Source organism: Mesorhizobium shangrilense (genome assembly GCF_040537815.1).
Lineage (GTDB): Bacteria > Pseudomonadota > Alphaproteobacteria > Rhizobiales > Rhizobiaceae > Mesorhizobium > Mesorhizobium shangrilense.
The window spans coordinates 19,814-45,098 of the sequence record NZ_JBEWSZ010000005.1 but is presented as its reverse complement, the minus strand read 5'-3'; the positions used below and the strand labels follow the sequence as shown (position 1 = coordinate 45,098).

Genomic DNA, 25,285 nt, shown 5'->3' with positions numbered 1-25,285 from the left:
GAATGGCGTGGACAACCATAAAGAACCCCGTCGCTGAGACCACTGCCCCGGCCGTCTCCGCCCGCACTACCGCCCAGGGCCATTTTCGTACATTGCGCCAGGGCACCCCCTTCCAGCCGCGCATCGACGCGCTGGCCAAAACCCAGGACTGGTACAACTGGGCCGGCTACCGCGCGCCGCATTCGCTGTGGGACGAGGAACTCGAATACTTCGCCATCCGCAGCCAGGCCGCCCTGTTCGACATCTCGCCGATGACGAAATACCGCATAGAGGGCAAGGACGCCGAGGCCTTCCTCAACCGCGTCACGCTGCGCGATGTCACCAAGCTCAAGCCCGGCCGCGTTCACTACACCGCCTGGTGCGACGACGCCGGTTTTGTGCTCGACGACGGCACCTTGTTCCGCCTGTCGCCGACACGTTTCCGGCTCTGCTCGCAGGAGCGGCATCTGCCCTGGCTGCTCGACAGCGCCATCGGTTTCGACGTGACGGTCGAGGAAGAGACCGAGGCCGTTGCCGGCCTTGCCTTGCAGGGGCCGACCTCCTTCGCCGTTTTGCGCGATGCCGGGTTCGACGGCGTTGAGAAGCTGAAAGTCTTCGACCTCGCCGATTTCCCGCATGATGACGGCCCCCAGGGAAACAGCCAAGTCACCATCTCGCGCACCGGCTTCACCGGCGATCTCGGCTACGAACTGTTCGTCCAGGCCGACAAGGCGCTCAGCCTCTGGGACCGGCTGATGACAGCGGGCGAACTGCGCGGCATCCGCGCCATCGGCTATACGGCGCTCAACCGCGCCCGGCTCGAGGCCGGGCTGATCGTCGCCAATGCGGATTTCACCACCGCCGAGCATGCCGTACGCGCCGACCGACTGCGCAGGCCCGACGAGATCGGGCTCGGCTTCATGATCGACCTTGAAAAGGGGCACTTCAACGGCCGCCGCGCCATCCTTGAAGCACGGGCGAAACGCAAGCTGCGCCATGTGCTGGTCGGGCTGGAGATCGAGGGCAACATCCCGGCCGAACACGCCATCGTCTACTACAAGAAGAGCCAGGAGGTCGGGCTGGTCAGCGCCGCCATGTGGTCGCCGATGGCCAAGCGCAACGTCGCCATCGCCTCGCTCGAGCGGCCATTCGGTGATACGATGGTCGAGGACCTGTGGGTCGAGATCTACGCCATGCGCGAGTTGCAGTACCAGAAGCTGATGAAGCGGGCCAAGGTGGTGGCGCGGCCGTTCATCAAGCTCGATCGCCGCACCGCCAATCCGCCGGCCGATTTCTGACCATGGCGGACGAGACCGACAAGCCGCAGGACGATGGGGAAGCCGCCGAGCAGTGGGAACTGGTCAACACGCCGCTCGGTGAAAAATGGTCGGGCCGCACGCGCTATGCCGCGGCCATGTTCTTCTACAAGCGTGACGAGATGAGCGCCGAGACTCTGGAAGTCTACCGCATCTGCGCCCGGCTCGATTCGGAAGACCCGCTGCCGATCATCCGTGATCGCGGCGTCGGCAAGGATTGGCTGAAGCGCATCGGTTTCGAATAGCGCTTGCGCGCTATCCAATCGTCCTTTCCAGCATGCTCAGCCAGTTGCGGTAGGCGATCTTCTCGATCAGCGCGTGCCCAAAACCACGCGCCGCAAACGCATCGAGCAGCTTCGGCAGGCCGGCGACATCGCCGATGACCGCGGGGATCATGGCGCCGTCGAAATCCGAGCCCAGGCCGACGCCGTCTTCACCCAGCGCCTGCAGCAGGGAATCGACATGGCGCACCATGATGTCGAGGCTGGTGTCTGAATTCATCCTGCCGTCTTCGCGCAGGAAGCCCGTGGCGAAGTTCAGCCCGACCATGCCGCCGGACTCGCGGATAGCGCCAAGCTGCCATTCGGTGAGATTGCGGGAATGGCCGCAGATCGCATGCACATTGGAATGGGTGGCGACCAGTGGTGCGTCGCTGATGGCAGCGACATCGCGAAAACCCTTCTCGTTGAGATGCGAGAGGTCGATCATGATCTTCAACTGGTTACACGCCTTGACCAGCACCTTGCCGGCATCGGTCAGGCCGGGCCCGGTGTCGGGCGAAGACGGAAAGCGGAACGGCACGCCATGACCGAAGGCGTTCGGGCGGCTCCAGACGATGCCGAGCGAGCGCAGGCCCGCGGCATGCAGCACGTCGAGCATGGTGAGCTCGGGATCGATCGCCTCGACCCCTTCGATATGGAACACTGCCGCGATCGAGCCTTGCGCCATGGCGTTGCGCACATCGCCAGCGCTTCGGCAGACGGTGAGCGCCCCGGCCCGCTCCAGCCGGAACAGGATCGAGGCCATCGCGATGGTCGAGTTGAGCGCATCGGCGCGCGGAACTTCCGGCGGCAAGGGCTCGGTATCGCTCGGCGCCAAGGGAACAGCGCGCCTTGCCTTTTCCACGGGCGGCGGAAAGATCGCGAACATGCCGCCGGCAAATCCACCCTTCCTCGCGCGCGGCAGGTCGATATGGCCGCCCTGCGTTTCCTCGATGAACAGCCCTTCGACGTTCGTGTCCTTCGAATTGTAGAGCCGGAGCAGCGTGTCGTTGTGGCCGTCAAAGACGGGAACGAGGTCGGGTTCGGTCATGAGGGGATCATTCGGTTCGATTTGTCGGCGACTGCCTGCGATATATCATACCTACTTAGGCAAGATGGACCGCCCGCGCAAATGCCAGATCCATATTGCCGTTATGACCAGTCATATCATCAGCATTTTTGCCGCCGACAAATCTTCCGCGACCTCACTGTTTCAGCACGTCCGCCCATTCCGGATGGCGGCGAAACTGGGCGTTGGCGAAGGGGCAGAGCGGAATGATCTTCTTGCCCGCTGCCCGCGCATCCTCGACGGCGCGGGTGACGAGGCGAAGCCCCGCCCCCTGGCCGCGAAACACGTCGGGCACCTCGGTGTGGTCGATGATGATCTGGTGTTCACCGATCTTGGTGAAGGTCATCTCGGCCTCGGCGCCGTCCGGTCCGCGTAGCACATAACGGCCCTTGGAACCGCGATCCTCGAGTTCGATCTCCGGCAATTGATCGGGCATAGCTCAGGCTCCTTCAACGCGCGCGCCGGCGAGGAACCGCCGTGCCGCTTCGATTTCATTCGGCCGCACCTCGTGCCCGCCCTCATGCCACTCCACTGTGACATCGGCGCCGTCGGCACGCAAATAGGCTTCCAGCCGGCTCGTCAGGGTTGGCGGGCAGATCGGATCGCGCTTGCCCGCGGTCAGCAGGATACGGCGGCCGGCAAGACTGCCTTTCACGTCCGGTTCGAACGGGATCAGCGGATGCATCAACACCGTGGCATCGAACAGCTCCGGCGCCGCGAACACCACCGAGGCGAGGATGTTGGCGCCGTTGGAGTAGCCGAGGCCAAGCACAGAAGATGGTTTCGCCGCCTCGACATGCGCCTTGACGAAACCCGCCATCTTGCCCGTCGCCCGCGCCAGGTCAGCCATGTCGTAGACACCCTCGCCCGTGCGGCGGAAGAAGCGCGCAGCACCTTGTTCCGACACATCGCCGCGCGGCGAGATGATGGTTGCCAGGGGCGCGAGATCGCGCCCCAGCGACAGAAGCTGGCTCTCGTCGGCTCCCGTGCCGTGGAAGACGAAGAGCAGCGGGCCGCCCGGCGAACCGGGCAGCATCTTGTGGATGTAAGCGTCCTTGCTCATGACCTGATCCTCAGCCTTCCAGTTTCTGCAGATGTTGTTCCAGATAGGGCCGCAGGTGCTGGTGCTGCGACGGCAGTTTCAGCGCCTCGCCCAGATGAGCGGTATCCTCGTCGCGGTCGAAGCCTGGCTCATTGGTGGCGACTTCGAACAGCACGCCACCCGGCGTGCGGAAATAGATCGCCCAGAAATAATCGCGGTCGATCACCGGCGTCACCTGATATCCGGTGTCCATCAGCGCCTTGCGCACCTCGAGCTGCTTGGCACGGTTCTCGACGGCGAAAGCGACATGGTGGACGGAGCCTGCACCGAGATTGGCGAAGCCGGCGCCCGGCAGCGATTCGATGTCGACGACATCGGCGCCATTGCCGTTCTTCACCGCCAGACGCTTGACGTTGCCGGAGGCATCGACCTCCTCATAGCCCATGAATTTCAACAACTCCTCGGTGGCGCCGCCGTCCTTCAGCCGCAGCGACACGGAGTGAAAGCCGCGGATCGCTTCGTCAGCGGGAACGCTGCCCTTCAGCCATGGTGCGCGCTGGTCGTTCTTCTCCTCGACCAGGGCGAAGCCATCGCCATCCGGCCCGGCAAATGCGAGGCGCTGCTCGCCGAAGGTCTCTTCGCGGGAGAGGCCCGCAATGCCCTCGTCGGCAAAACGCTTTTCCCAATAGGCGAGCGTGCCCTCAGGCACCGAATAGACCGTGGTGCCGACTTCGCCGACGCCGTGACGACCCTTGCCGATGTTGGGGAACGGAAAGTAGGTCATCACCGAACCCGGCGTGCCAACCTCGTCGCCATAATAGAGGTGATAGACATCGGGGGCGTCGAAGTTGACGGTCTTCTTCACCCGGCGCAGGCCGAGCGTGTTGGTGAAGAACGCATTGTTCTGGCGCGCATCGCTGGCCATCGAGGTGACGTGATGCAGGCCCTTGATCTGATCGAGCATTTTCTTGCTCCTTCCCTTGGTGATGGTGCGGCCCTCGCCGCTGTCCACGCCAATATGAGGGCTGGCCCGTCCCCGGCAAAGGCGGCAAACACAGAATGGACTGTGCTGTAAAAGTGAACGATGAAATGTCTTTTGTTCACCATTAGAGCGATACTTCTGGCTTGGCTTATTGCCTGTCTGAGGCTTGCCTCGGCGCCGGATTTCGGTTCCATGGGCGCGCCCGGATGAATGGAGGATGCCGCGATTGGCCAGAGCAAGCAGACGCCCTAACGTTCTCCTGATTACTTGCGACCAGTGGCGCGGCGATTGCCTGTCGGCGGCAGGGCATCCGGTGGTGAGGACGCCAAATGCCGACGCGCTCGCCGCCGAAGGCGTACTGTTCAAAAGGCACTTTGGCGGGGCGGCCCCTTGCTCGCCGGCGCGCGCCTGCCTCTACACCGGCCTCTACCAGATGAACAACCGCGTCTGTCGCAACGGCACGCCGCTCGACGCGCGGCACGGCAACATCGCGCTGCACGCACGCGCCCTCGGCTATGATCCGACGCTGTTCGGCTACACAGACGTATCGCTCGATCCGCGCACGCTGGAGCCCGGTGATCCGAGGCTGAGAAGCTACGAAGGCGTGCTGCCCGGCTTTACCGTGCGCCAGCTTCTGCCCGAGCATCAGAAACCATGGCTGTCCTGGCTCAAGGCGCGTGGCGTCGATACAACAGCGGGGTCCCCCGGCATTCATCGCCCGGTCGATGAGCGCCATGGGAACAGGACGGACGGCGCGGTCAGCAATGGGCCGCCGGTCTATTCGAAGGACGAGACGCCGGCTGCCTTCATTGCCGGCGAGTTTATCCGCTGGCTTGGCGAACAGGAGCATGATGCGCCATGGTTCGCGCATCTCTCCTTCATCAGCCCGCATCCGCCCTTCATCGTGCCTGCCCCATACAACACCATGTATGGTCCGGCCGAAGGCCCGGCTTTCCGACGTGCCGAAACCTGGCAAGCAGAGGCGGAGAGCCATCCCTACCTTGCCTATGATCTGAGCCGGCAGGAGCGCGGCAAGTTCCTTCCCGGCACACCAGGCAAGGTGCACGACTGGAGCGAAGACGATTTTCGCCGGATCCGTGCGATCTATTACGGCATGATCTCGGAGGTCGACGCGCAGCTTGGCCGTATCTGGCTGGCGATCAAGGCTGCCGATGCCTGGGACGACACGATCGTCGTGCTGACCTCCGACCATGCCGAGATGATGGGCGACCATTTCATGCTCGGCAAGGGCGGCTTCTTCGATGGCAGCTATCATATCCCGCTGATCATCCGCGACCCCAGCCACGACAAGGCGGCCGGCACGAGTGTCGATCGCTTCACCGAGGCTGTCGACATGGTGCCGACGCTACTCGACTTGGTCGGCGAGACCCCGCCACCACATCTCGACGGGCGCTCGCTCAAACCGTTCATGGAAGCCAAACAACCCCAGGATTGGCGCAACGCCGCGCATTGGGAATTCGATTTCCGCTCGATTGGCGACGGTCGCGCCGAAAACCATTTCGGCATCACCTCGCGCCAGTGCAACCTCGCCGTCATCCGCACGGAGAAATTCAAATATGTGCATTTCGGCAGTGGGCTGCAGCCGCTTCTGTTCGATCTGGAGACGGACCCGGGCGAGCTGGACAATGTCGCTGGCGATCCGGCCTATCTGTCGGTGCGGCTGGAATTCGCCGAACGGTTGCTCGCCTGGCGGGCCGAGCATCTCGACCAGTCGCTGGCGCTTGCCGAACTGACGGACAATGGCGTTGTGGGCCATGTTAGTAGGGGAATAAGGGAATAGGGCAGCAAGGCAATAGGCTGAACTGCGACGCAGTCCCTACTGCCTACTGCCCTACTGACTTACTCCCTACTGCACGATCAGTCGCTGCTTGGCGCGATTTTGCGTGTAGCTGCTCTTGTCATAGGCCGCTTGCGCTTCGAGCTGCTCCTTGGTGAAGGTCGTGTAGAGATACTTCTTGCCGTCCTTGTCGGTCATGAACTTCAGATTATCCATGCTAACGGCCACTTCCTTCTCGCCGATGCCCAGGAAACCCCCGACGTCGACGATCACCGCGTCGGGTTTGGTATCGGGCGTCAGCACGACGTCGCCGATCTCGCCCACCTTGGCGTCGTTGGCGCCGTAGACGGTCGTGCCCTTCAGATCATCGCCGCGGATTTCGCCGATCGGCATTTCATTCAGCCCCGATTTGTCTATGGCGGCAGTCTGCATCTGGTCGGGAGACATGGTAGGCGTGGCCGCGGCTGGCGCCTGCGCTGTTTTGTCAGCAGGGGCCACGGCCGGAGGCGAGCTGTCGGACGGCACCGCGTTCATTGGAGCCGGAGCTGTGGCACCGTTGGAAGCGGTCACCGCCGGAGCTGGGTCATAGGCCCTGCGGTTAAAATCCGGCTGCGCCTGCAGCTGTTCCTTGGTGGTCTGCGCGACCAGCCAACGCTCGCCGTTCTTCTCGGCCCATTCGGCCTTGCCGAAATCAAAGGCGACGTTCTTGGCCCCCATGCCTAGGAAGCCGCCGACCCCAATGACCAGGGATTCGGCCTTGCCGTCCTTGGCCAGAACGATGTCGTTGATACTGCCGATGTTCTGGGCGTCATCGCTGGTGCTATCGTAGACTTTCTGACCAACGATGTTCGTCGCGAGATTGCCCTCGGCACGCTTCACCGGCTCGGCAGGCGCGGCGGCGGGAGCTTGCGCGGCATCCGTGCCCGCCGCCGGCGCCGTAGCTGGCGTTGCCGGCGCCGGAGCATACGGCTTGGCGTCGAATTCGGCCTGCGCCGTCAGTTGCTCCTTCGTCGTCGGCGCCACCAGCCAGCGGTCGCCGTTCTTCTCGGCCCACTGCACCTTGCTGTAGTCGAAGGCGACTTTCTTGGCCCCGACGCCAAGGAAGCCGCCGACGCCGATGACAACGGATTTCACCTGGCCTTCCTTGTCGAACACGACGTCGCTGACCTTGCCGATATTCTCAGCACTGTCGCCGCTACCATTGTAGACGCTCGTGCCAATGATGTTGGTGACGAGGCTGCCCTCGGCGCGCTGCATCTGTGCGGCGGGAGCCGCATTCTGGACTGCCGGCGTCTGGGCTGGTGCCGGCGTTGTGGCTGTCTGGGCATATGCACCCGTCGCTATCAGCGTTGCGAGCGCGGTCGTGGCTAAAAGGTTGCGGATCATGATAGGTATCTCCCTCGTGCGTGATTTCATGCGCACCGCGTCCGGTTAAACCGTCGCTGGGAAGACCGGACGCGGCATCCTCTGCGCATTCACAACGTCGTGACCGCGCTGTTGTTCCGACAAAAGACCGTCGGCAGACCGCCGGCTCGGTAGCGAAATCCACGCCCGGGCGCAGGGGAATTCGCGTCTCGATATACCCCTGCGAGCGGAACCTTTTTCCACAACGTCCGTTTCAGCCTGTGGCTGGGCAAGTCCCGGCCTGGTGGGTCATGTCAAAATGCGGAGCGAACTATGCGGTTTGCGGCGGTGCTGAACCAGGACGGTGGCACCTTGCGCACGACCGACATCGCCGGTTTCTCCCAGCGCATGCGCCAGACCCTTGAGGCAGCCGGTCACTCCATCGATCTCGATGTCGTCGCCGGCAAGAATGTTGTAGCGGCGCTGGACAGTGCGGCGTCGCGGCGCGGGATCGATATTGTGCTGGCCGGTGGAGGCGACGGCACCATTTCGGCGGCGGCGGCCCGGCTGATGGGCAAGAACAAGGCGTTGGCGATTTTGCCGGCAGGCACCATGAACCTGTTCGCGCGCGGGCTCGGCATTCCCCATACGCTCGATGCCGCACTGGAATCCTTTGTCGACGCCGACGTGACGGCGGTGGATATCGCCACAGCGAACGGTCGTCCGTTCGTGCATCAGTTCTCGATCGGCATGCATGCCAAGATGGTGCAGCGTCGCCAGAAACTGGAGTTCGGTTCACGTCTGGGAAAGATAAGAGCCTCGGCACAGGCTGCCTGGGCAACGATCAACGACCCACAGGCAATGAAGGTGACGCTGACGGTGGGCGAAGTCGAGATCGTCACACGGACCACCGCCATCGGCATTACCAACAATCTGTTTGGGGAAGGCCACCTGCCCTACGCCGACGATCCCGCGGGCGGCGTGCTTGGCATCTATGTCACGGTGGCCGAGCAGCGCCGCCACCTGGTCAAATTCTTCTTCAACATGGCGCGCGGCAAGTGGCGCGATAACGAACATGTCGAGATTCACCAGGCCGAGCGGGTGGTGGTGAAAGTCCATTCGCCAGCGAAAAAATACCGCGCGGTGATCGATGGCGAACTGGTCAAGCTTGATCAGGAAACGACGATCAAAATCCACCCCGGCGCACTCAATGTGCTGGTGCCCGCGCGCAATGCTCAAGCCGAGGCCGCATGATGCGATCCGGTTCCGTGGACCCCCTAGCCTTGGGGGATGCTATTTTGCTGGGTCGTCGGCGACTTGATCACCTCGCCATAGATTTTCGCCGCGCCCCACGCGATGAAGGCCAGGAGCAGCGCCGCAATGAGGATGCGAAAGCCGTGCCACCCCCAGCGCCCCTGACGGGCTTTGTCTTCAGGGATGATTTTGGTCATGTTCGGCCTCAGTATTGCTTGGCGCCGGCAGGCGTGTTCGAAAAAACATGTTCGGGTAACTGTTCCCCGCTACGAAGGTTCCATGCTTGGGGGACGACCTCTCGCCGGCCAGCAGGGGCAACAAGGAACGACCGCAAGACGGGGCATTGGGGATCTGGTGGACAATACGATTGAAGGCGCGCCGGGCCTGCCGGCCGAGATTTTTCGCGCGGTAAGTGACAGGGATCGGCTGTCCGTGCTGCACGGGCTGGAGATGCTGGACACGGCGGCCGACCCTGATTTCGACCGCATCAGCAATCTCGCGGCGTCAGTGATGCAAGCACCGATCGCGCTTGTTACGCTGCTCGATCTGGACCGGCAATGGTTCAAGTCCTGCGTCGGGATCGACGAAACCGAAACGACGACCGACATATCGTTCTGTGCCCATGCAATCGCCGCGGGCGATGAACCGCTGGTGGTGACCGACGCCACGCTCGACCCACGTTTCATGACCAATCCACTGGTCACCGGCAAGCACCACGTCCGTTTCTATGCCGGGGCGCCGATGGTGGTCGCCGGCGCGCGCATCGGCACGCTGTGCGTACTCGACCGCAAGCCGCACGCGTTCCCGTCCGCCGCCAAGCTCGATCAATTGAAGGCGCTGGCCGGCCTCGCCGCCAGCCTGTTCATGCTGAAGGACGCGACCCGCAGCGGCGCCATCGCCGAGGCAGCACTGGCGCGCGAGGAAAAGCGGCGCGCCATCGCGCTCGACGCGGCTTCGCTCGCCAGTTGGGCCTGGGATATCCGCGCCGAAATGATCGAATGCGATGTCTTGATGTCCGAACTGTTCAACCTGCCGCGTTCGACCCGGTTGCGGGCCCGCGATATCCTGACCGCCATCGATCCACGCGACGTCTATCAGACTGAAACCCGCTTCCGTGACGCCCTGACCGGCAGCGACGACTATTTCGGCGAATACCGGGTGAAAGGCTTCTCCCCGCCGCGCTGGCTCGCCACGCGCGGGCGCGTCATCGAACGCGATGACGACGGCAAGCCGACGCTGATCTTCGGCGTCAATTACGATATCACCGAGCGCAAGCTTGGCGACGAACGGCAACGGCTTTTGCTGCGCGAGCTCAATCACCGCGTCAAGAACACGCTGGCGACAGTCCAGGCACTGGCAACGCAGACGGTCCGGCACGCACGCCAGCCGAGTGAATTTCTCGAGGCCTTCGGCGCCCGGCTGCAAGCGCTTGGCGTTGCCCATAGTCTTTTGTCGGATCGCGAGTGGCGCGGCATCGGCATCCGCGAACTCGTGCAGATCGAAGTGAAGCCGTTTGACAACGCCGCGCAGCCGCGCATGAAAATCTCCGGCGCCGACCTGTTGCTGTCACCCGACCAGGCCGTCGGACTTGGCCTGATCCTGCATGAACTGGCCAGCAACGCGCTGCAATACGGATCGCTGTCCGTGGCGGCCGGCAAGGTGGATCTCGACTGGAAGACGCAAGGCAAGAAGGGCGACCGGCGCCTGGTGCTGACCTGGCGCGAAAGTGGCGGCCCTGAAGTCACCCCGCCGGAACGCCACGGCTTCGGTTCGATCCTGATCCGTCGCAGCCTGGCCAAGGTCATCTCCAGCGAGGTGACGCATGAGTTCAGGCCGGAGGGCGTCTATGCCGAGATATCCATGCCGCTGGAAGATTTGTCGAAATAGCCCGCGCTATTTCGCGTCGCCATCATCACGGCCATCCGTGCCGGGCTTCACGTTTTCACGGTAGATGGCGTAGGCGACAAGCGCCACCGCCGGCCCGAGAATGACGCCCAGACCGCCCTTCCCCTTGAGCAGCGTCGGCAACACGGCAAGTGCTGCTGTAATGCCGATCGCCTTCAAGTCCGCGTCGCGCCGTTTCGCGCGGCGCCGGGCGCGCGCGCCTGAAGCTAGCTGATAGACGAGCAGTATAAGCCCGGCGATGACCAGGAAGCCGGCCCCAAAGCCCAGCGAGGCGGCCATCGATCCGTAGCGGCCGGCCGTCCAGATATAGGCCGCTCCGACCAGGAACCCGAGACCGCAGAGCGCCGCCAGGGCGGCAACCGCATAGACGATCGCGGCGGTGCGAGCGCGGCGTATGGCGGCCACGGTCTCGCCGGAGGCGAAACCCGAAATAAGCGATGCCAGCATTCCCACGGGAATTAGCGCCGGGCGAGAAGCGCGAACAGGAAGCCGACGCCGGCCGCGATCGCCAGCGACGTCACCGGCTTTTCACGCACGCTGGCCAGCAGCTGCGCCTCGACATCCCTGGCATTGCTGCGCAAATTGTCGAAGGCCGCCTCGCCCTGGGCACGCAATTGCTCGACACCTTCGCTCGCCGCGCGACGGGCTGTCCCATAGCCATGCTCGCCGGTCTTGGCCAATTGCTTGGTCAGCTTCTCGATATCGGCCTTGAGCTGCTTGATGTCGGCTTCAAGGTCTGGGTTCGTCCGGCTTTCATTTGCGGTTTTTCCGGTGGCGGTAGCCATTGCTTAACTCCTTGCGTTCGCTTGATTTCAAACGTTCGATGGACGCCAAGGTTCCGAAACGACGGGCCCAAGCCCCGAAATCATAGTGGTCTGATGAAAGGTTGTTTCTGCGGTCGAGTCCAGCCGCGATTTGGCTTCAGGTTAACGTGCGCACCGTCAGATCAACGGCCGACGACCCTCGGTCAATCCCTCCCAATGGGCGAGTTCCTTGAGCCCTTCATTGTCGACAACCTCGCAGCCGCCGTCGCGCCAGAGGATCAGCTTTCGATCCATCAGCTTGCGGATCGTCTTGTTGGTGTGAACCAGGGAGAGGCCGAGCGTATCGGCTATGTGCTGCTGCGTGATCGGGATCCGGACGGATTGCTTGCCGTTGACGCCGACCACCTTGGCCCGGCTGCCTATGAAGGAGATGAGGTAGGCGGCGCGCTCGATGGCGCTGCGACGACCGACGCTGAGCAGGTTTTCATCGAGCATCCGCTCCTCTCGCGACGCGATCCAGGTGATGTCGTAGGCGAGGCCGGGGTGATTGCGGTAGAGTTCGTGCAGGGACTCGCGCTCGAAGACGCACAGCAGCATCGGCGACAGGGCCTCGACGGAATGCTGCATCTCGCCCATCACGCTGCCTTGCAGGCCGATGAGATCGCCCGGCATCAGATAGTTGAGAATCTGGCGGCGGCCATCCGACAACAGCTTGTAGCGGAAGGCCCAGCCCGAAAGCACCGTATAAAGGTGGGCGCTGTGACTGCCCTCGACCAGCACCGTGGCGCCCTTGTCGACGGCAAGCTCACCCTTCTTGAACTTGCTGATGAAGACGAGTTCCTGCTTTTCGAACTCACGGAACACCGGCAGCGGCCGAAGCGGACAGTTTTCGCAAGGATATTGGCGGCTGGAGAAGGAACGACCGTTCTGGCCCGACATTTCGACCCTCTTCGAAAGCGTTGCCCCTCTTCGAGAGAGTTGATTTCCAACGCGTCGCGGCGGCGGTGGTTCCACCATCTGCGCCCGGCATGTCTTTTTTAAATGACAGGATGCCAAATAACGATCATGACTCCCTTGGTTTCAAGGAGACATTGCTACGTGCCACCATTGCTTGACGGACTGCGAATTCTGGTCTTGGAGGATGAATTCCTGATCGCCATGGATGTCGAGCAGCTGTGCCGCGACTATGGCGCCGGCGAGGTGGTTATCGCCCGCGATCTGGCGGATATTGACAAGCAGGACGTTGCTGGACGATTCGACGCCGCCATTGTCGATCTCATGCTGGGCGGGGCCTCCACGCTTGATTTCGCCTCGGGTTTGCGGGAAACCGGCCTGCCTTTCGTCTTCGCCTCGGGTTATTCGGACGTTGACGAGATCAAGGCGTCCTTTCCCGGCATCAGGCTGGTCACGAAGCCCTATTCGGGAGAGGACCTTGTCGAGGCCGTGGCGGCCGCCTGCGGCCGGAAGCCCGCCAACTGACACCCCATAACCGACATATCTTGATTGCTGAGCGGCACGATCCCGATCCCGCCTTCTCCGTCACGCCTCAGCTTCCCGGCGTGCCCATCACCTGGGCCGAGATCGCATCGGGGCCGTACTCGTCCTCACCGGAAATCTTCAGGATTTCCTGCAGCCGCGTGCGGGCTCGGCTGACGCGGCTCTTGATTGTTCCGACCGCGCATCCGCAAATCTCGGCGGCTTCCTCATAGGAGAAACCCGACGCGCCGATGAGGATGATGGCTTCGCGCTGGTCCTCGGGCAATTGTTCGAGCGCGCCGCGAAAATCCTTCAGGTCAAGCTGACCGTGCTGGGCCGGATGAACGGCAAGCCTTGCCGTCATGATACCATCGCTATCCTGCACTTCGCGGCCGCGCTTGCGCATCTGCGAATAGAATTCGTTGCGCAGGATGGTGAACAGCCAGGCCTTGAGATTGGTGCCCGGCTGGAAGCTTTCATGCTTGTCCCACGCCTTGACCAGCGTCTCCTGCACCAGGTCGTCGGCCTTGTCGGCATTCTGCGTCAGCGACACTGCAAAGGCGCGCAGACTGGGGATCGATCCGAGCAGATCGGTCTTGAAGCCCTGAGAGACGGCAGCCATGCCTCAGTCCTTCTTCTGCGCGGGTTCTGCCTGTTCCAGCTGGCTGAGCAGCTGGGCGAAGCGATCCGGCACATCGTCGGAGACCAGCTCGTCATAATACTGCTTGAGTTTACGACCAATTTCCGAGTTCGGCCCAAGCGGGTCGCCGGAACCATCCCGGCGCCTTTCGACGGCGCCAGCCATTGTATGTTTCATCATATCCTTCATTTCGCCCTTTATTCCCCCAGCTACCAGGCCGCCATACTACACAATACAAGGCAAGCGGCACCCTCGTCTGGTCGCCCATCCCGACCTCAAACGCCTTCCCCGCATATTAGTTCCGCAGATGCCCGGAACTTTTTCCAAAACACGGCGTTTGTTGTTCCGGGGCTTGCAATCAGCTTGACCTGCAATCTATGCAACCACGTCATCTGAGGGAGACGTTCATCATGAGTTTATCCGCAACCATCGCTCCACACCTGCCGTTCCTGCGCCGCTTTTCGCGGGCAGTCTCCGGGTCGCAGGAGAGTGGCGACGCGCTGGTCGCCGCGATGCTTGAAGCCCTCATCACCGATGTCGATATCTTTCCGGAAGCATCGAACGACCGCATCGCACTCTACAAGATATTCGCCAAGCTCTTCACCTCGGTCGCCATCCGCGTTCCGCAGGAGCATGCCCAGTCCGCCTGGGAACAGCGTGCGGCCGCAAACCTCAATGCCATCGCCCCCCGCCCCCGCCAGGCTTTCCTGCTGGTCGCGGTCGAAGGATTCACCGAAGACGAGGCAGCGGAGATTCTCGATGTCGGCGACGCCGAATTCTCGGAGCTTCTGGCCCAGGCCAGCAACGAGATTTCCCGCCAGGTGGCGACCGATGTGCTGATCATCGAAGACGAGCCGCTGATCGCCATGGACATAGAGGAAATGGTCGAAAGTCTTGGCCATCGCGTGGTCGGAACGGCGCGCACCCATGCCGAGGCGGTGACGCTGTTTGGCAAGACACGACCGAAGATGATTCTGGCCGACATCCAGCTTGCCGACGGCAGCTCCGGCATCGAAGCCGTCAACGAGATCCTCTCATCCACCTCCGTGCCGGTGATCTTCATCACCGCCTTCCCCGAACGCTTGCTGACTGGCGAGCGGCCTGAGCCAGCGTTCCTGGTCACCAAGCCGTTCAACCCGGATATGGTCAAGGCCTTGATCAGCCAGGCGCTGTTTTTCGACCGGCAGGCGAAGGCCGCGGCATAGCCTTCCTGCCATCGAATGCATGAAAAGGGCCGCTCGATGCACTGCATCGGGCGGCCTTCTTCATGATTGGTCGGCATCGCCGAGAATTTTCCGTGCCCATCAGGCTTCTCGGGCGATTTGCAGGCTCGTCTTTTTCGGCCAATGGTGGAACAAACGGCGGCGAACCACGTTTTTATGACACCATTTGAAGGAGATGGATGATGCTCTACTGGGCGCTTGTTTTTCTTGTCGTCGCGATCATCGCGGGCGCGCTCGGGTTTGGAGGCATCGTCGGTTCATCGGCCGGGATAGCGCAGATCCTGTTCTACATCTTTCTCGCTTTCCTGGTCATTTCGCTTCTCGCAGGCTTGTTCAAGCGCGCGTGACGACTAGGCGGACCTTGAGCGAACACTGGAAGCCGCACCCCTCAAACGGTTTCCAGCCACCGCCGGGCGGTATCCTTCACAGGACGCCGCTCGGCGGACCGCTTTTGGGGGACCGGAACCTGCTCCTTCTTGGGAACCCATTTGTCAGTGGGCCGTTCAGCTGAACTGGGTGGACATAACAAGCGATGCGTTCCAAGGCCGGAGACATCAAAGAGGGCAGGCAGAGCGATGAGATCATCGCCTTGCATCCCGCCGAAAGTGGAATGCAGCTCGGCCGGGCCCTCCTGCACGCGCTGCACAATGCCGGCATTTCCGTACTTTACCAGGATCGCGAGTTGAAGACCGTATGGGCGCGCAACATGCGTGCGCCATGGGCCGACAGCGCTGACAGCAACGGCATCCTGCCGCTGGCCCAGGCAGAGCGCATCGACGTGACCAAACGCAACGTCATGGCGTCCGGAAACGCGGAGCGTCTCGAACTCAGCGTTCCCGCCGAAGACGGCGTTCGCTGGTTCCAGGTATGGATAGACGCCGACCATGGCGACAGCGGCACAGTGCAGGGCGTTGTCACCACAATGGTCGAAACGACCGAGCAGAAGCGTCGCGAACAGACCCTGAAGACGCTGTTGCGCGAAGTCAGCCATCGCTCGAAAAATCTCCTGGCCATCATCCAGAGCATCGCCACCCAGACCGGCCGCTACTCTGACACCATCGGCGATTTCCTGACGCGCTTTCGTGGCCGGCTGCAATCGCTCGCGTCGTCCCAGGATCTGGTGACGTCCTCCAACTGGCGCGGGGCGGCTCTTCGCGAACTGGTGTCCGGCCAGGTCGGCCGCTACGGAGCTGATCCCGTGCGCAGCTTGCGTTTCCAGGGGGTCAATCCATATCTCAATCCCAATGCGGCCCTGCATATCGGCTTGGCCATGCATGAGCTCGCCGTCAATTCCGTCAGCTATGGCGCCCTGTCGCGGCCAGGCGGCTTTGTCGAGGTGACCGCCAATCTCATGGCCGTTTCCGCCGGTGAAGCCGCCCTGTCATTGACCTGGGCCGAGGCGATCGGGGCCAATGACAATCAGCGCAGCGAGAAACGCTTTGGCAGCGTCGCCCTCGAGCGGGTCGTGCCGGCATCGCTGAATGGCACGGCAACGCTTGAAATCACGGCTGGCCGCCTCGAATACCGCCTCGTCGTTCCCCACGGCAATTTCGAGACAGACTGACTGGGCGGACACCCGGCGTCACGCAAACCTTAACCGGCTATTTACCATAACATCCCACACTGTATTTCCCAGATATCGCTGGAACCTGCCTGTCCTCTGGACGTTCCGATTCGCAGCGCGGTAGGGGAGGAATGGTTTTGATGGTTGCCGACATGAACAGACTGGAACAGGCCGCCCGCGTTTCGATGGGCGAGTTTCAGGACCCGGAATTACCTGCCTCACCCGCGCCACGAACCTCCCACCTCGCTCTCCGCCTCGCCGCATTCGCACTGATCGCGGCGGTCCTATTGGTGGCAGCCTTCCAGCTGTTCTGATTGCGGGACAGGAGCGGCGGCATGCGTTGGCGGCAGTGCGTGTAACCGGCGTCCAATTATTCGTTGACTAGCTTGCTACCGCAGGAACTTTGGCGGTTTTGAGTCGTTGTTATGGCGAGAGGACATGTCGCCATGGAACACATCGCCGCCTTGCTGCTCGTTATTGGCTGTTCAAGCAACATGACCGAGTGCCGCGAATTGTCCGTTCCGGTGAGCATTTTTGAGACGGCTGCCGAATGTACCGCCGAACGGCCCTTCGCCTTGGGCGATGTCCAGGGCCAGGCTGAGCATATCGTTGCGAAATGCCTGCCGGTCGATCCGGCGCTGGAGGATGATTACAACAAGATCGCGTGGAACGTGCGACCCGACGGGACGCTTGATGCCTCCCTCGAGATTTCCAATCTGCTGCTGGCATCCAGCGGGACGCGTCCCGAAAAAGACTATCTTAGCCAACAATAAAATCGAGCGGGCAAAGACTGTTATTTCATGATAAATAGCGGTTGGAGCTTATTGAAGTGAGGACACAAAGTGAGGAGTGACTCTATGCGGAAGATTATTATCGCCGTGGCCGCGGTAGCTGCGCTGAGCGGCTGTACCACCACCGAGCAGGATGTGGTCGGTGGCGGCTTGATTGGCGCCGGCGTCGGTGGCTTGGTCGGCGGCGGCAAGGGCGCGCTGATCGGTGCGGCTGTCGGTGCAGGTTCCGGCCTGCTGGTGCGCAATCTGCGCAATGGCCGTTGCGTGTATCGTGGTCATGATCGTCACGGTCGCCCCTTCACCTACACGGCCCGCTGCAACTAGTTCAGCGATAATCAAGATTTGAATCCGGAAGCCGGTTCGCCGGCTTCCGGACCTCCATTCCATGTCTGCACACCCCAATACATGTGGCCTGGAAGCACGCAGAGGTTTTGGGATAGTGGGTGCATGGACAAGGTCATGCCTGTCTGGGGGTTAAGCCGTCAGCGGAATCCTTATTTCCACAGTCAGACCATTGGCATGAAAATCGCGCTTGATCGTGCCGCGCAATTCGCGCGTCACGTTGAGGTCGATCAGCTTGGTGCCAAAACCGGTCTTGGTTGGCATTTCCAGTTTCTTCTGCCCGGCTTCCCGCCAATTGAGGGCCAGCGTCCTGTCGCGCCCATGCCCTTCGAGCGACCAGTCGACTTTCAGCGCACCTACGGAATTGCCGGCCTCGCCATATTTCAGCGCGTTCGTCGCCAGTTCGTGAAAGGTCAGGCCGAGCGCCTGCGTCGTCGTCTCGTCGAGCTGCACCTCCGGCCCCGACAGAAGTCCTTCGGGAAGTTCCTTGCCGAACACCTGGCCAAGTTCGATGCGCAGGAGGTCACCAAGATCGGCCTTCTGCCACCGCGAGCGCGTCAGCATGTCCTGCGAAGCGGCCATCGCCTGCAGCCGGGCGGAGAAGGACGATGAGAACTCGTTGACGTCGGCGGCGCGCGACGCCGTCTGGCGCGCGATCGCCAGAACCCGTGTAATCGAATTCTTGATGCGATGCTTCATCTCCTGCAGCATCAAATCCTTTTCCTGCAGGCTCTTTTCGGTCGTCTCGTGCAGCAGCGAGACAGCGTCATAGGCACGCTCCTGATAGCGCGCCACCAGGGCGATGGCGCCAGCCAGCAACAGCCCGAACAATCCAAGCATGACGGGAATGGCGCGCGAGGATGGTTGCGAGAAGGCGCTTGTCGGCCGGAACTGGACGGTCCATGGCCGGCCGGCCACCATGATCTTGCGGGTGACCAGAAGCCTGTCCCCGAACAGGGAAACAGGCGGCGTTTCCGACCGGAACAAAAGATTCTCGGCCTTCACCGCGCCATCATAAATCTCGGTATTGACCGGCAGCAGCGGCACTCGGCTGAGCGCGACCTGGAACAGGTCCTCGGCGCGAAAGGCGGCATAGAGAAAACCGGCTGTCGAGGACCTCGACGCGTTGATGACGTCCGGCGCTGTTTCGACATTGAGCCGCACAAAGACCAGGAAGCCTGTGAAAACCTGCGCCGCGCCGGTGCCCTGGCCGAGTTGCACGAGACCGCTGGCGTGCTGCTGATCGTCGGCCATGGCCTTCTCGATCGCCTCGCGCCGCACCGGTTCGGTGAACATGTCGTAGCCGATACTGGACCGGTTGGAAGGATCCAGCGGCTCGAACAGGACGATGGGCGCGCGCCAGGGCAGCGTCGTATCCGGATAAACCGCATGGGCCACACCCTGGTCGCGCAGGATATCGCGTTCAACCGCAGCCTCGTCACCAGCCTTCACCAGCCTGAGGAAGCCTATGCCGCGCAGGCCGGCGAAATTGTTGTCGACGTCGAGCGCCTTGAAGAACGCCTTGAATTCGTTCTGTGAAATGTCGCCGTTGCGGGCGTCGAACAGCGCCTGGGTCGAACGCAGCAAGGAGAGATGCAGGTCGATGCGGCTTTCGATCCGGTTGAGCGCATCGTCGGCCGCCGCCTCGAACTTGATGCGCGCCGCTTCCTGTGTGGCGAAATAGGCGAACCCGGCCATCGTCAGGCTGATCAGTGCGACGGCGATGAAGGCAACGATCGGAAAGAATTTCTTCAATGGATAATGCGGCCCGTGAGCGGTTCGCCACCTTTATGGGCAAGTCCCCCCACCAACACAATGCCGGGGCCAAACCATCGGCATCACTGGCATATCACATGATCGGCAATTAGCCGGCTGCCGATCCGTGAGGACAGCCGGGTTTACCAATCTCGCTCCGCCGTTTTTTCAGGCGGCGATCTTCAGCGCGCCTGGTCCAGGAATGGCGCCGGGCGGGCACTTGCCGAGGATGATCATGCCGAGCACCTCGTCCTGGGTCACGTCACTGGTGCGTGCCGTGCCGACCACTTGGCCGTTCTTCATGACGCAGACGCGGTCGGCAAGCTCGAACACGTCGTGGATGTCGTGGCTGATCAGGAAGATGCCGATGCCATCCGCCTTGAGCTGCTTGACCAGTTCACCGACCTGGGCCGTCTCCTGGGGCCCGAGTGCCGCAGTCGGCTCATCCATGATCAGGATGCGCGCGTTGAACAGGATAGCGCGCGCGATCGCCACCGACTGTCGCTGGCCGCCAGAGAGCTTGATCACCGGCTCCTTGAAGCGCTGGAAACGCGGATTGAGTCGGCCCATCACCTTGCGCGCCTCGGCCTCCATGGCGACATCGTCGAGCGTGCCATAGGCAGTCATGATTTCGCGGCCAAGGAAGAGATTGGCGGCGGCATCGACATTGTCGGCCAGCGCCAGCGTCTGGTAGATCGTTTCGATGCCGTATTTCTTGGCGTCGCGTGGGTTGGAGATCGAAGCCTCCTGGCCATTGACGAATATCTGGCCGGCATCGCGCTTGTAGGCCCCGGACAGGATCTTGATCAGCGTCGACTTGCCGGCGCCATTGTGGCCGAGCAGCGCCACGACTTCACCGGGGAAAAGGTCTATCGACGCGTCGTCGACAGCACGGATGCCGCCAAAGGCGATCGAGATGTTGCGCATGTCGATCAGCGCGGTGGCTGCAGGAGCAGTCTTGTCAATCATGGCGATGCCTCCCCTAAACGCGCTTGCGGTAAACAGTGTCGAGCCAGACGGCGATGACTAGCACGGCGCCGACGACGATACTCTGCAGCGGCGAGTCGACACCAAGCAGCACCATGCCGGACTGCAGCGACTGCATCAGGAGTGCGCCGAGCATGGCGCCGATGATCGTTCCCGAGCCGCCGGCCAGCGACGTGCCGCCGATGACGGCGGCGGCGATGACCAGCAGTTCGTCCAGCGTTCCAAGCACGTTGGTGGACGAATTCTGCCGGGCCGACGAGATCGCCGCGGCGATCGTCGCCAGCACGCCCATGATCATGAACACCTTCATCGTGATCCAGCGCGTGTTGATGCCGGCGAGGTTGGCGGCTTCCGGATTGCCGCCGATGGCGAAGACATAGCGGCCGAAGCGCGTGCGGTTGGTGATGAAGGTCATGATAAGGCCGACCGCTACGGCCATCAGCACTGGAATGGCGATGCCGTGGGCGATGAACAGGCCACCGTCGGGAACGGTGATGTTATTGGCCGCCGCGTACCGGTTCACGATGCCGATCGGCCACGGATAGGAATTGGCAAGCCAGACCGCGCCCAGGATGAGCGCGCAGGTGACCACGCCAAGCAATGTCTCGGCCCAGATCGGACGCAACGGAAAACGAAAACGCTTGCGCTGCACGCGCCCGTTGAACAGCGCGAACACCACGGCAAGACAGGCGACGATGCCGACAACCCAGCTCCATGTCGCGCCGATCGATCCGGCCGGCCCGCCGCCCATCAGCTGGAAGGTGGCGTCGAGCGGGGCCACGGTCTGGCCGCTGGTTACCCACCAGGCGGCACCGCGCCAGATCAGCAGGCCACCCAGCGTCACGATGAAGGCCGGCACTTCGAGATAGGCGATGATGAAGCCCTGGAAGGCACCGATCAACAAGCCGAGCGCCAGGCCGATCAACAGCGCCAGGACCCAGATCCACGGATTGCCGAGTTCGAGGCCGACAAACCGCACCAGGAAATGCACTTGCGCAAAGCCCATCACCATGCCGATGACGCCCTCGGCTGAGCCGACGGAGAGATCGATGTTGCGCATGACGATGACCAGCACCATGCCGCAAGCCATGATGGCGACGGCGGATGTCTGCACCGACAGGTTCCAGAGATTGCGCGGTGTGAGAAACGTGCGGCTGTCGAAATCGAGCGGATTGACGCCGAGGCGCATGCTGGAAATGACGTGCAAGCCGATCCAGATGACCAGCAGCGCGCCGACCATGCCGAGCATGCGTGTATCGATCTCCGTTGCCTTCAGGAAACGGGCAACCGCGCCAAGTTCGGAGGCCCGCGCGGTATCGGCCTGCGGGGTGGACGTTGTGTCGGTCATGATTTCCTCCCAACGGCTTGCCGTCTGACGCGGATGCCGAAAACCAGCCTAGAGGCTACTCGCCCGAGGCGGAAACACAAATCTTTTTGAGAAAACGCCGCGGCTTTTGGAGCCGCGGCGCTGAGATCGAGCAGAGTTCGTCCTGCCTCTTAGTTGCAGGCGGGAACGGTGCCTGCCGCCACGCCAGCGCAAACCTCGTCCTTCTTGATCCAACCGGCGTCGATGACGAGGTTGAGGTTGGCCTTGGTGATGGCGACCGGGGTCAGGAACAACGACTTGACGGTGTTGCCGCCAGGCGTGGTGAAGTCCTTCTCACCGGCGACGTCGGTCATCTTCTTGCCGTCGGCCAGCTGCGAAGCGATCTCGGCGGCATTCTTGCCCAGCTCGCGCGCGTCCTTCCACACCGACACGGTCTGCGTGCCCAGTGCGATACGGTTCAGCGCGGCGTGGTCGCCGTCCTGGCCCGATACCGGCACGGTTCCAGCCAGGCCCTGCGCCGTCAGCGCGGCGACGACGCCGCCGGCGGTGCCGTCATTGGCCGCGACCACCGCATCGACCTTGTTGTCGTTGGCGGTCAGGAACTGTTCCATGTTCTTCTGGGCGTTGGCCGGCAGCCAGCCATCGGTGTAGGCCTCGCCGACATTCTTGATCTTGCCGCTGTCGATGGCTGCCTTGAGCACTTCCATCGAACCCGAGAACAGGAAGTCGGCGTTCGGATCGGCGCCCGAGCCCTTGATGAAGACGTAGTTGCCTTCCGGCTTCACCTTGAACACTTCGCGGGCCTGCATGCGGCCGACTTCCTTGTTGTCGAAGGTGAGGTAGAAGACGTCCTTGTTCTCGATCAGACGGTCATAGCCGACAACCGGAATGCCTTCGTCCAGCGCCTTCTGCACGGCCGGGCCGATGGCCGAGGCATCCTGCGCCAGGATGATCAGCGCATTGGCGCCCTGCGAGATCAGGCTTTCGACGTCGGTCAGCTGCTTGCCCGGGTTGGACTGCGCATCGGCGGAAATATACTTGTCGCCAGCTGCCTCGATCGCCTTCTTCATGGCGGCCTCATCGGTCTTCCAGCGCTCTTCCTGGAAGTTCGACCAGGAAACGCCGATGACCTTGCCCTTTGCCTGCGCGACCGACACGAGCGTCAGCGACATGGCGACACCCGCCAGGATGGCGGCTGTAAATCTTTTCATATTATCCTCCCTGCGCCGCGTGTGGCGCGACCAAACTGACCCGAGGGCCGGCACAAAGGCTCCATTTTTTCGAGCCTCGAAAAAACACTGATCCAACACCGGAACGCTGTCAACATCGATTCTGATGGATTTTGATGTCCCCGTGAATTTTTTTCGAGCTCCGAATAAATAATGACAGGATGGTGGGGTTCTGCCAGAATTTGGCCGGAAACAAGAACCTGGAGCGCGACGCGCTTCAGGTGTCGCTGACGGCCTTCGAGACCACGAAAGGCTGCTGCGGCTGGGAGGATGTGAAAGAGCATGTCGGTCGGAATCCGTCACGACGATTTGCGCCGGCGCAACCGGGCGATGGTGATTGCGGCCGTGCGCCGGACCGGGCAACCCTCGCGCACCGAGATCGCGGCGACCACCGGGCTTAGCCATTCGACCATATCGACGATCTCATCCGATCTGATCGGCGAAGGCATCCTGGCGGAAAGCAAGCCAAGCGAGGCTGGAGCATTGAAGCGAGGCCGGCCGCAGGTTGGTCTTGGCCTCAACCCGGAAGCGGCGGCGGTGATGACCGTGGTGCTGTCGCTCAATTTTCTCTCGGTTGCCGTCATCGACTATGCTGGACAGGTCATCGCCGAGGAGCAGCGCCGCCTGGACACGCTGACCTTGCCGCGCGACGAGTTGATCGGCGAATGCGTAGCCATCGTCCGGCGCCGGCTCGAGGATCCTGACCTCGACGTGCGCAGCATCGCCCGCATCGCGCTGGCGATCCAGGGCATCACCGATTCCCATGCGCGCGCCATGCTGTGGTCGCCGATCACGCCACAGACCAACATCGCTTTCGCCGACATACTGGAGCGCGAGTTCGGCATCCCCGCCACCATGGAGAACGACTGCAACATGATGGCAGTGGCGCTGCGCTGGCGCGATCCGGAGCGTTATCGCGACGATTTCATCGCCATCCTGCTTTCGCACGGCATCGGCATGGGCCTGGTTCTGAAAGGCGAGCTTTTCACCGGCACGCATTCGTCAGGCGGTGAGTTCGGCCATATGATCCACCGGCCGAATGGCGCGCTCTGCCGCTGCGGGCGGCGCGGCTGCGTCGAGGCCTATGCCGGCAACTACGCCATCTGGCGCAACGCAAAGCAGATGGGCGAGGACGCCGAGCCGGTCGACGTCAGCGACGCGGACATGCGCGCACTGGCGGCCACGGCGCGCGAAAAGGACGGCCCGGAGCGCGAAGCCTATCGCAAGGCCGGCGAAGCGCTTGGCTTCGGCCTGGGCAGCCTGTTCGCGCTCATCGACCCCGCCCCGGTCGCCATGGTCGGCGTCAGCGCCGCCGCCTTCGACCTGATCGAGCCGGCATTGCGCGAGGCCATCGCACAGACCGCCGGCGGCCAGCATTCCGCCTCGATTTCCTTCGATACCGAGCCGAACGAACTACCACTGATCCGCGAAGGCTGCGCCATGCGCGCGCTGACCTTCGTCGACCAGGAGATTTTCGCGCCGGGCGCGCAGACGCGAGCTGGCACTATCGGCAAGAATGTCGCCTGAGTCCGTTCGCTATCAATCCTCGCGTATGGCGTAGCCCGCCCCGCGGATGGTGCGGATCACGTCGGGCATGCGGCCATTGTTGACCGCCTTGCGCAGCCGGCCGACGTGGACGTCCACCGTACGCTCGTCGATATAGATCGTCTCGCCCCAGACATTGTCGAGCAGCTGGCTGCGCGAGAACACCCGGCCCGGGTGGCGCATCATGAATTCAAGCAGGCGGAATTCGGTCGGGCCAAGCCTGATCTCGCTCTTCTTGCGATAGACCCGGTGCGACTCGCGATCGAGCACGATATCGCCGACCTTCAACACGCTGGACAGGACTTCCGGCTTCGCGCGGCGCAGCAATGCCTTGACCCTGGCCATGAATTCCGGCGTCGAGAACGGCTTGACCAGATAGTCGTCGGCGCCGGTGGACAGGCCACGTACCCGGTCGCTCTCTTCGCCACGCGCGGTCAGCATGATGATCGGCAGCCGTTCGGTTTCGGAGCGCATCCGCAACCTGCGGCAGAGTTCGATGCCCGACACCGCCGGCACCATCCAGTCCAGCACCAGCAGGTCGGGAACGTTCTCCTGCAGCCGGATCTCGGCCTCGTCGCCGCGCGTCACCACCTCGACCTGATAGCCTTCGGATTCGAGATTGTAGCGGAGCAGCACCCCCAACGGCTCCTCATCCTCCACCACCATGATACGTGGCGCGATCATCGGCTGGTC

At 62.5% G+C, this 25,285-nt stretch carries 29 protein-coding genes; 13 read left to right on the top strand and 16 right to left on the bottom strand.

Annotation, left to right across the window (positions count from 1 at the left end; all coding sequences use genetic code 11):
* The first annotated feature begins 2 nt into the window (after nt 1–2).
* Nucleotides 3–1,277, top strand: coding sequence for an aminomethyl transferase family protein (locus tag ABVQ20_RS32425; RefSeq protein ID WP_354463782.1), 1,275 nt, complete (start codon nt 3–5; stop codon nt 1,275–1,277).
* Nucleotides 1,278–1,279: 2 nt separating this feature from the next.
* Entirely contained in the window at nt 1,280–1,540 is a 261-nt protein-coding gene (locus tag ABVQ20_RS32420) for a hypothetical protein (RefSeq protein WP_354463780.1), read from the top strand.
* Between the two features lie 10 nt (nt 1,541–1,550).
* On the opposite strand, the gene ABVQ20_RS32415 is transcribed toward ABVQ20_RS32420, so the two are convergent.
* From ABVQ20_RS32415 to ABVQ20_RS32400, 4 genes are all read right to left on the bottom strand, one after another.
* Nucleotides 1,551–2,606, bottom strand: coding sequence for a dipeptidase (locus ABVQ20_RS32415; protein WP_354463779.1), 1,056 nt, complete (start codon nt 2,604–2,606; stop codon nt 1,551–1,553).
* A 154-nt stretch (nt 2,607–2,760) separates the two neighbouring features.
* Complete coding sequence (locus ABVQ20_RS32410) at nt 2,761–3,060, bottom strand: GNAT family N-acetyltransferase (RefSeq protein ID WP_354463778.1); 300 nt, start codon at nt 3,058–3,060, stop codon at nt 2,761–2,763.
* Between the two features lie 3 nt (nt 3,061–3,063).
* Complete coding sequence (locus ABVQ20_RS32405; RefSeq protein WP_354463777.1) at nt 3,064–3,687, bottom strand: alpha/beta hydrolase; 624 nt, start codon at nt 3,685–3,687, stop codon at nt 3,064–3,066.
* 10 nt (nt 3,688–3,697) lie between these two features.
* The gene (locus ABVQ20_RS32400) at nt 3,698–4,630 is read right to left on the bottom strand and encodes a VOC family protein (RefSeq protein ID WP_354463776.1); all 933 of its coding nucleotides are present in this window, start codon (nt 4,628–4,630) and stop codon (nt 3,698–3,700) included.
* A gap of 235 nt (nt 4,631–4,865) precedes the next feature.
* On the opposite strand from ABVQ20_RS32400, the gene ABVQ20_RS32395 reads away from it, so the two are divergent.
* The gene (locus ABVQ20_RS32395; protein ID WP_435528473.1) at nt 4,866–6,449 is read left to right on the top strand and encodes an alkaline phosphatase family protein; all 1,584 of its coding nucleotides are present in this window, start codon (nt 4,866–4,868) and stop codon (nt 6,447–6,449) included.
* Between the two features lie 66 nt (nt 6,450–6,515).
* Here the strand turns inward: ABVQ20_RS32395 and ABVQ20_RS32390 are convergent, their stop codons facing one another.
* The gene (locus ABVQ20_RS32390; RefSeq protein WP_354463773.1) at nt 6,516–7,832 is read right to left on the bottom strand and encodes a PRC-barrel domain-containing protein; all 1,317 of its coding nucleotides are present in this window, start codon (nt 7,830–7,832) and stop codon (nt 6,516–6,518) included.
* Between the two features lie 291 nt (nt 7,833–8,123).
* Here ABVQ20_RS32390 and ABVQ20_RS32385 point away from each other — a divergent pair, with 291 nt between their 5' ends.
* Complete coding sequence (locus ABVQ20_RS32385; protein WP_354463771.1) at nt 8,124–9,044, top strand: diacylglycerol/lipid kinase family protein; 921 nt, start codon at nt 8,124–8,126, stop codon at nt 9,042–9,044.
* 23 nt (nt 9,045–9,067) lie between these two features.
* Here the strand turns inward: ABVQ20_RS32385 and ABVQ20_RS32380 are convergent, their stop codons facing one another.
* Nucleotides 9,068–9,241 (bottom strand): hypothetical protein, encoded by a 174-nt coding sequence (locus tag ABVQ20_RS32380; protein WP_354463770.1) that lies wholly within the window; start codon nt 9,239–9,241, stop codon nt 9,068–9,070.
* A gap of 157 nt (nt 9,242–9,398) precedes the next feature.
* On the opposite strand from ABVQ20_RS32380, the gene ABVQ20_RS32375 reads away from it, so the two are divergent.
* Entirely contained in the window at nt 9,399–10,931 is a 1,533-nt protein-coding gene (locus ABVQ20_RS32375) for a sensor histidine kinase (RefSeq protein WP_354463769.1), read from the top strand.
* Nucleotides 10,932–10,937: 6 nt separating this feature from the next.
* Here the strand turns inward: ABVQ20_RS32375 and ABVQ20_RS32370 are convergent, their stop codons facing one another.
* The 3 genes from ABVQ20_RS32370 to ABVQ20_RS32360 form a co-directional block, all read right to left on the bottom strand.
* Nucleotides 10,938–11,402 carry a hypothetical protein gene (locus tag ABVQ20_RS32370; RefSeq protein WP_354463768.1) on the bottom strand — a complete coding sequence of 155 codons (465 nt, stop codon included), beginning with the start codon at nt 11,400–11,402 and terminating at the stop codon, nt 10,938–10,940.
* A gap of 5 nt (nt 11,403–11,407) precedes the next feature.
* Complete coding sequence (locus tag ABVQ20_RS32365; protein WP_354463767.1) at nt 11,408–11,734, bottom strand: ElaB/YgaM/YqjD family protein; 327 nt, start codon at nt 11,732–11,734, stop codon at nt 11,408–11,410.
* Nucleotides 11,735–11,890: 156 nt separating this feature from the next.
* Nucleotides 11,891–12,652: a Crp/Fnr family transcriptional regulator gene (locus ABVQ20_RS32360; protein WP_354463766.1), complete on the bottom strand. Its 762-nt coding sequence runs from the start codon at nt 12,650–12,652 to the stop codon at nt 11,891–11,893.
* 219 nt (nt 12,653–12,871) lie between these two features.
* Here ABVQ20_RS32360 and ABVQ20_RS32355 point away from each other — a divergent pair, with 219 nt between their 5' ends.
* Nucleotides 12,872–13,192 carry a response regulator gene (locus tag ABVQ20_RS32355; RefSeq protein WP_435528475.1) on the top strand — a complete coding sequence of 107 codons (321 nt, stop codon included), beginning with the start codon at nt 12,872–12,874 and terminating at the stop codon, nt 13,190–13,192.
* A 67-nt stretch (nt 13,193–13,259) separates the two neighbouring features.
* Here the strand turns inward: ABVQ20_RS32355 and ABVQ20_RS32350 are convergent, their stop codons facing one another.
* Nucleotides 13,260–13,811 (bottom strand): sigma-70 family RNA polymerase sigma factor, encoded by a 552-nt coding sequence (locus tag ABVQ20_RS32350; RefSeq protein WP_227344950.1) that lies wholly within the window; start codon nt 13,809–13,811, stop codon nt 13,260–13,262.
* A 3-nt stretch (nt 13,812–13,814) separates the two neighbouring features.
* Nucleotides 13,815–14,018 carry a NepR family anti-sigma factor gene (locus ABVQ20_RS32345; RefSeq protein WP_354463763.1) on the bottom strand — a complete coding sequence of 68 codons (204 nt, stop codon included), beginning with the start codon at nt 14,016–14,018 and terminating at the stop codon, nt 13,815–13,817.
* A gap of 221 nt (nt 14,019–14,239) precedes the next feature.
* Here ABVQ20_RS32345 and ABVQ20_RS32340 point away from each other — a divergent pair, with 221 nt between their 5' ends.
* The 6 genes from ABVQ20_RS32340 (at nt 14,240) to ABVQ20_RS32315 (ending at nt 17,731) form a co-directional block, all read left to right on the top strand.
* Nucleotides 14,240–15,034 (top strand): response regulator, encoded by a 795-nt coding sequence (locus tag ABVQ20_RS32340; protein WP_354463762.1) that lies wholly within the window; start codon nt 14,240–14,242, stop codon nt 15,032–15,034.
* 200 nt (nt 15,035–15,234) lie between these two features.
* Nucleotides 15,235–15,399: a DUF1328 domain-containing protein gene (locus ABVQ20_RS32335; protein WP_354464100.1), complete on the top strand. Its 165-nt coding sequence runs from the start codon at nt 15,235–15,237 to the stop codon at nt 15,397–15,399.
* Between the two features lie 185 nt (nt 15,400–15,584).
* Nucleotides 15,585–16,616: a sensor histidine kinase gene (locus ABVQ20_RS32330; RefSeq protein ID WP_354463761.1), complete on the top strand. Its 1,032-nt coding sequence runs from the start codon at nt 15,585–15,587 to the stop codon at nt 16,614–16,616.
* Nucleotides 16,617–16,756: 140 nt separating this feature from the next.
* The gene (locus tag ABVQ20_RS32325; protein WP_354463760.1) at nt 16,757–16,930 is read left to right on the top strand and encodes a hypothetical protein; all 174 of its coding nucleotides are present in this window, start codon (nt 16,757–16,759) and stop codon (nt 16,928–16,930) included.
* 132 nt (nt 16,931–17,062) lie between these two features.
* Nucleotides 17,063–17,389, top strand: coding sequence for a hypothetical protein (locus tag ABVQ20_RS32320; RefSeq protein WP_354463759.1), 327 nt, complete (start codon nt 17,063–17,065; stop codon nt 17,387–17,389).
* Between the two features lie 84 nt (nt 17,390–17,473).
* Nucleotides 17,474–17,731 carry a YMGG-like glycine zipper-containing protein gene (locus ABVQ20_RS32315; protein WP_354463758.1) on the top strand — a complete coding sequence of 86 codons (258 nt, stop codon included), beginning with the start codon at nt 17,474–17,476 and terminating at the stop codon, nt 17,729–17,731.
* A gap of 150 nt (nt 17,732–17,881) precedes the next feature.
* Here the strand turns inward: ABVQ20_RS32315 and ABVQ20_RS32310 are convergent, their stop codons facing one another.
* From ABVQ20_RS32310 to xylF, 4 genes are all read right to left on the bottom strand, one after another.
* Nucleotides 17,882–19,504 carry a CHASE domain-containing protein gene (locus ABVQ20_RS32310; protein ID WP_354463757.1) on the bottom strand — a complete coding sequence of 541 codons (1,623 nt, stop codon included), beginning with the start codon at nt 19,502–19,504 and terminating at the stop codon, nt 17,882–17,884.
* Nucleotides 19,505–19,672: 168 nt separating this feature from the next.
* Nucleotides 19,673–20,473, bottom strand: coding sequence for an ATP-binding cassette domain-containing protein (locus ABVQ20_RS32305; protein ID WP_354463756.1), 801 nt, complete (start codon nt 20,471–20,473; stop codon nt 19,673–19,675).
* Between the two features lie 13 nt (nt 20,474–20,486).
* Nucleotides 20,487–21,839 carry a sugar ABC transporter permease gene (locus tag ABVQ20_RS32300; RefSeq protein ID WP_354463755.1) on the bottom strand — a complete coding sequence of 451 codons (1,353 nt, stop codon included), beginning with the start codon at nt 21,837–21,839 and terminating at the stop codon, nt 20,487–20,489.
* A gap of 149 nt (nt 21,840–21,988) precedes the next feature.
* Entirely contained in the window at nt 21,989–23,029 is a 1,041-nt protein-coding gene (gene xylF, locus ABVQ20_RS32295) for a D-xylose ABC transporter substrate-binding protein (RefSeq protein ID WP_354463754.1), read from the bottom strand.
* 300 nt (nt 23,030–23,329) lie between these two features.
* Between xylF and ABVQ20_RS32290 the strand changes: the two genes are divergently transcribed.
* Nucleotides 23,330–24,574 (top strand): ROK family protein, encoded by a 1,245-nt coding sequence (locus ABVQ20_RS32290; RefSeq protein WP_354463753.1) that lies wholly within the window; start codon nt 23,330–23,332, stop codon nt 24,572–24,574.
* 12 nt (nt 24,575–24,586) lie between these two features.
* Here the strand turns inward: ABVQ20_RS32290 and phoB are convergent, their stop codons facing one another.
* Nucleotides 24,587–25,276 carry a phosphate regulon transcriptional regulator PhoB gene (gene phoB, locus ABVQ20_RS32285; RefSeq protein WP_140509737.1) on the bottom strand — a complete coding sequence of 230 codons (690 nt, stop codon included), beginning with the start codon at nt 25,274–25,276 and terminating at the stop codon, nt 24,587–24,589.
* Between the last annotated feature and the right edge of the window lie 9 nt (nt 25,277–25,285).

What these genes read in the sequence shown, in the direction of transcription:
- ABVQ20_RS32425 (WP_354463782.1), top strand. Translation starts at nt 3, where the DNA reads ATGGCGTGGACAACCATAAAGAACCCCGTCGCTGAGACCACTGCCCCG.
- ABVQ20_RS32420 (WP_354463780.1), top strand. Translation starts at nt 1,280, where the DNA reads ATGGCGGACGAGACCGACAAGCCGCAGGACGATGGGGAAGCCGCCGAG.
- ABVQ20_RS32415 (WP_354463779.1), bottom strand. Translation starts at nt 2,606, where the DNA reads ATGACCGAACCCGACCTCGTTCCCGTCTTTGACGGCCACAACGACACG.
- ABVQ20_RS32410 (WP_354463778.1), bottom strand. Translation starts at nt 3,060, where the DNA reads ATGCCCGATCAATTGCCGGAGATCGAACTCGAGGATCGCGGTTCCAAG.
- ABVQ20_RS32405 (WP_354463777.1), bottom strand. Translation starts at nt 3,687, where the DNA reads ATGAGCAAGGACGCTTACATCCACAAGATGCTGCCCGGTTCGCCGGGC.
- ABVQ20_RS32400 (WP_354463776.1), bottom strand. Translation starts at nt 4,630, where the DNA reads ATGCTCGATCAGATCAAGGGCCTGCATCACGTCACCTCGATGGCCAGC.
- ABVQ20_RS32395 (WP_435528473.1), top strand. Translation starts at nt 4,866, where the DNA reads ATGCCGCGATTGGCCAGAGCAAGCAGACGCCCTAACGTTCTCCTGATT.
- ABVQ20_RS32390 (WP_354463773.1), bottom strand. Translation starts at nt 7,832, where the DNA reads ATGATCCGCAACCTTTTAGCCACGACCGCGCTCGCAACGCTGATAGCG.
- ABVQ20_RS32385 (WP_354463771.1), top strand. Translation starts at nt 8,124, where the DNA reads ATGCGGTTTGCGGCGGTGCTGAACCAGGACGGTGGCACCTTGCGCACG.
- ABVQ20_RS32380 (WP_354463770.1), bottom strand. Translation starts at nt 9,241, where the DNA reads ATGACCAAAATCATCCCTGAAGACAAAGCCCGTCAGGGGCGCTGGGGG.
- ABVQ20_RS32365 (WP_354463767.1), bottom strand. Translation starts at nt 11,734, where the DNA reads ATGGCTACCGCCACCGGAAAAACCGCAAATGAAAGCCGGACGAACCCA.
- ABVQ20_RS32360 (WP_354463766.1), bottom strand. Translation starts at nt 12,652, where the DNA reads ATGTCGGGCCAGAACGGTCGTTCCTTCTCCAGCCGCCAATATCCTTGC.
- ABVQ20_RS32355 (WP_435528475.1), top strand. Translation starts at nt 12,872, where the DNA reads ATGGATGTCGAGCAGCTGTGCCGCGACTATGGCGCCGGCGAGGTGGTT.
- ABVQ20_RS32350 (WP_227344950.1), bottom strand. Translation starts at nt 13,811, where the DNA reads ATGGCTGCCGTCTCTCAGGGCTTCAAGACCGATCTGCTCGGATCGATC.
- ABVQ20_RS32345 (WP_354463763.1), bottom strand. Translation starts at nt 14,018, where the DNA reads ATGAAGGATATGATGAAACATACAATGGCTGGCGCCGTCGAAAGGCGC.
- ABVQ20_RS32340 (WP_354463762.1), top strand. Translation starts at nt 14,240, where the DNA reads ATGAGTTTATCCGCAACCATCGCTCCACACCTGCCGTTCCTGCGCCGC.
- ABVQ20_RS32335 (WP_354464100.1), top strand. Translation starts at nt 15,235, where the DNA reads ATGCTCTACTGGGCGCTTGTTTTTCTTGTCGTCGCGATCATCGCGGGC.
- ABVQ20_RS32330 (WP_354463761.1), top strand. Translation starts at nt 15,585, where the DNA reads ATGCGTTCCAAGGCCGGAGACATCAAAGAGGGCAGGCAGAGCGATGAG.
- ABVQ20_RS32325 (WP_354463760.1), top strand. Translation starts at nt 16,757, where the DNA reads ATGGTTGCCGACATGAACAGACTGGAACAGGCCGCCCGCGTTTCGATG.
- ABVQ20_RS32320 (WP_354463759.1), top strand. Translation starts at nt 17,063, where the DNA reads ATGGAACACATCGCCGCCTTGCTGCTCGTTATTGGCTGTTCAAGCAAC.
- ABVQ20_RS32315 (WP_354463758.1), top strand. Translation starts at nt 17,474, where the DNA reads ATGCGGAAGATTATTATCGCCGTGGCCGCGGTAGCTGCGCTGAGCGGC.
- ABVQ20_RS32305 (WP_354463756.1), bottom strand. Translation starts at nt 20,473, where the DNA reads ATGATTGACAAGACTGCTCCTGCAGCCACCGCGCTGATCGACATGCGC.
- ABVQ20_RS32300 (WP_354463755.1), bottom strand. Translation starts at nt 21,839, where the DNA reads ATGACCGACACAACGTCCACCCCGCAGGCCGATACCGCGCGGGCCTCC.
- xylF (WP_354463754.1), bottom strand. Translation starts at nt 23,029, where the DNA reads ATGAAAAGATTTACAGCCGCCATCCTGGCGGGTGTCGCCATGTCGCTG.
- ABVQ20_RS32290 (WP_354463753.1), top strand. Translation starts at nt 23,330, where the DNA reads ATGTCGGTCGGAATCCGTCACGACGATTTGCGCCGGCGCAACCGGGCG.
- phoB (WP_140509737.1), bottom strand. Translation starts at nt 25,276, where the DNA reads ATGATCGCGCCACGTATCATGGTGGTGGAGGATGAGGAGCCGTTGGGG.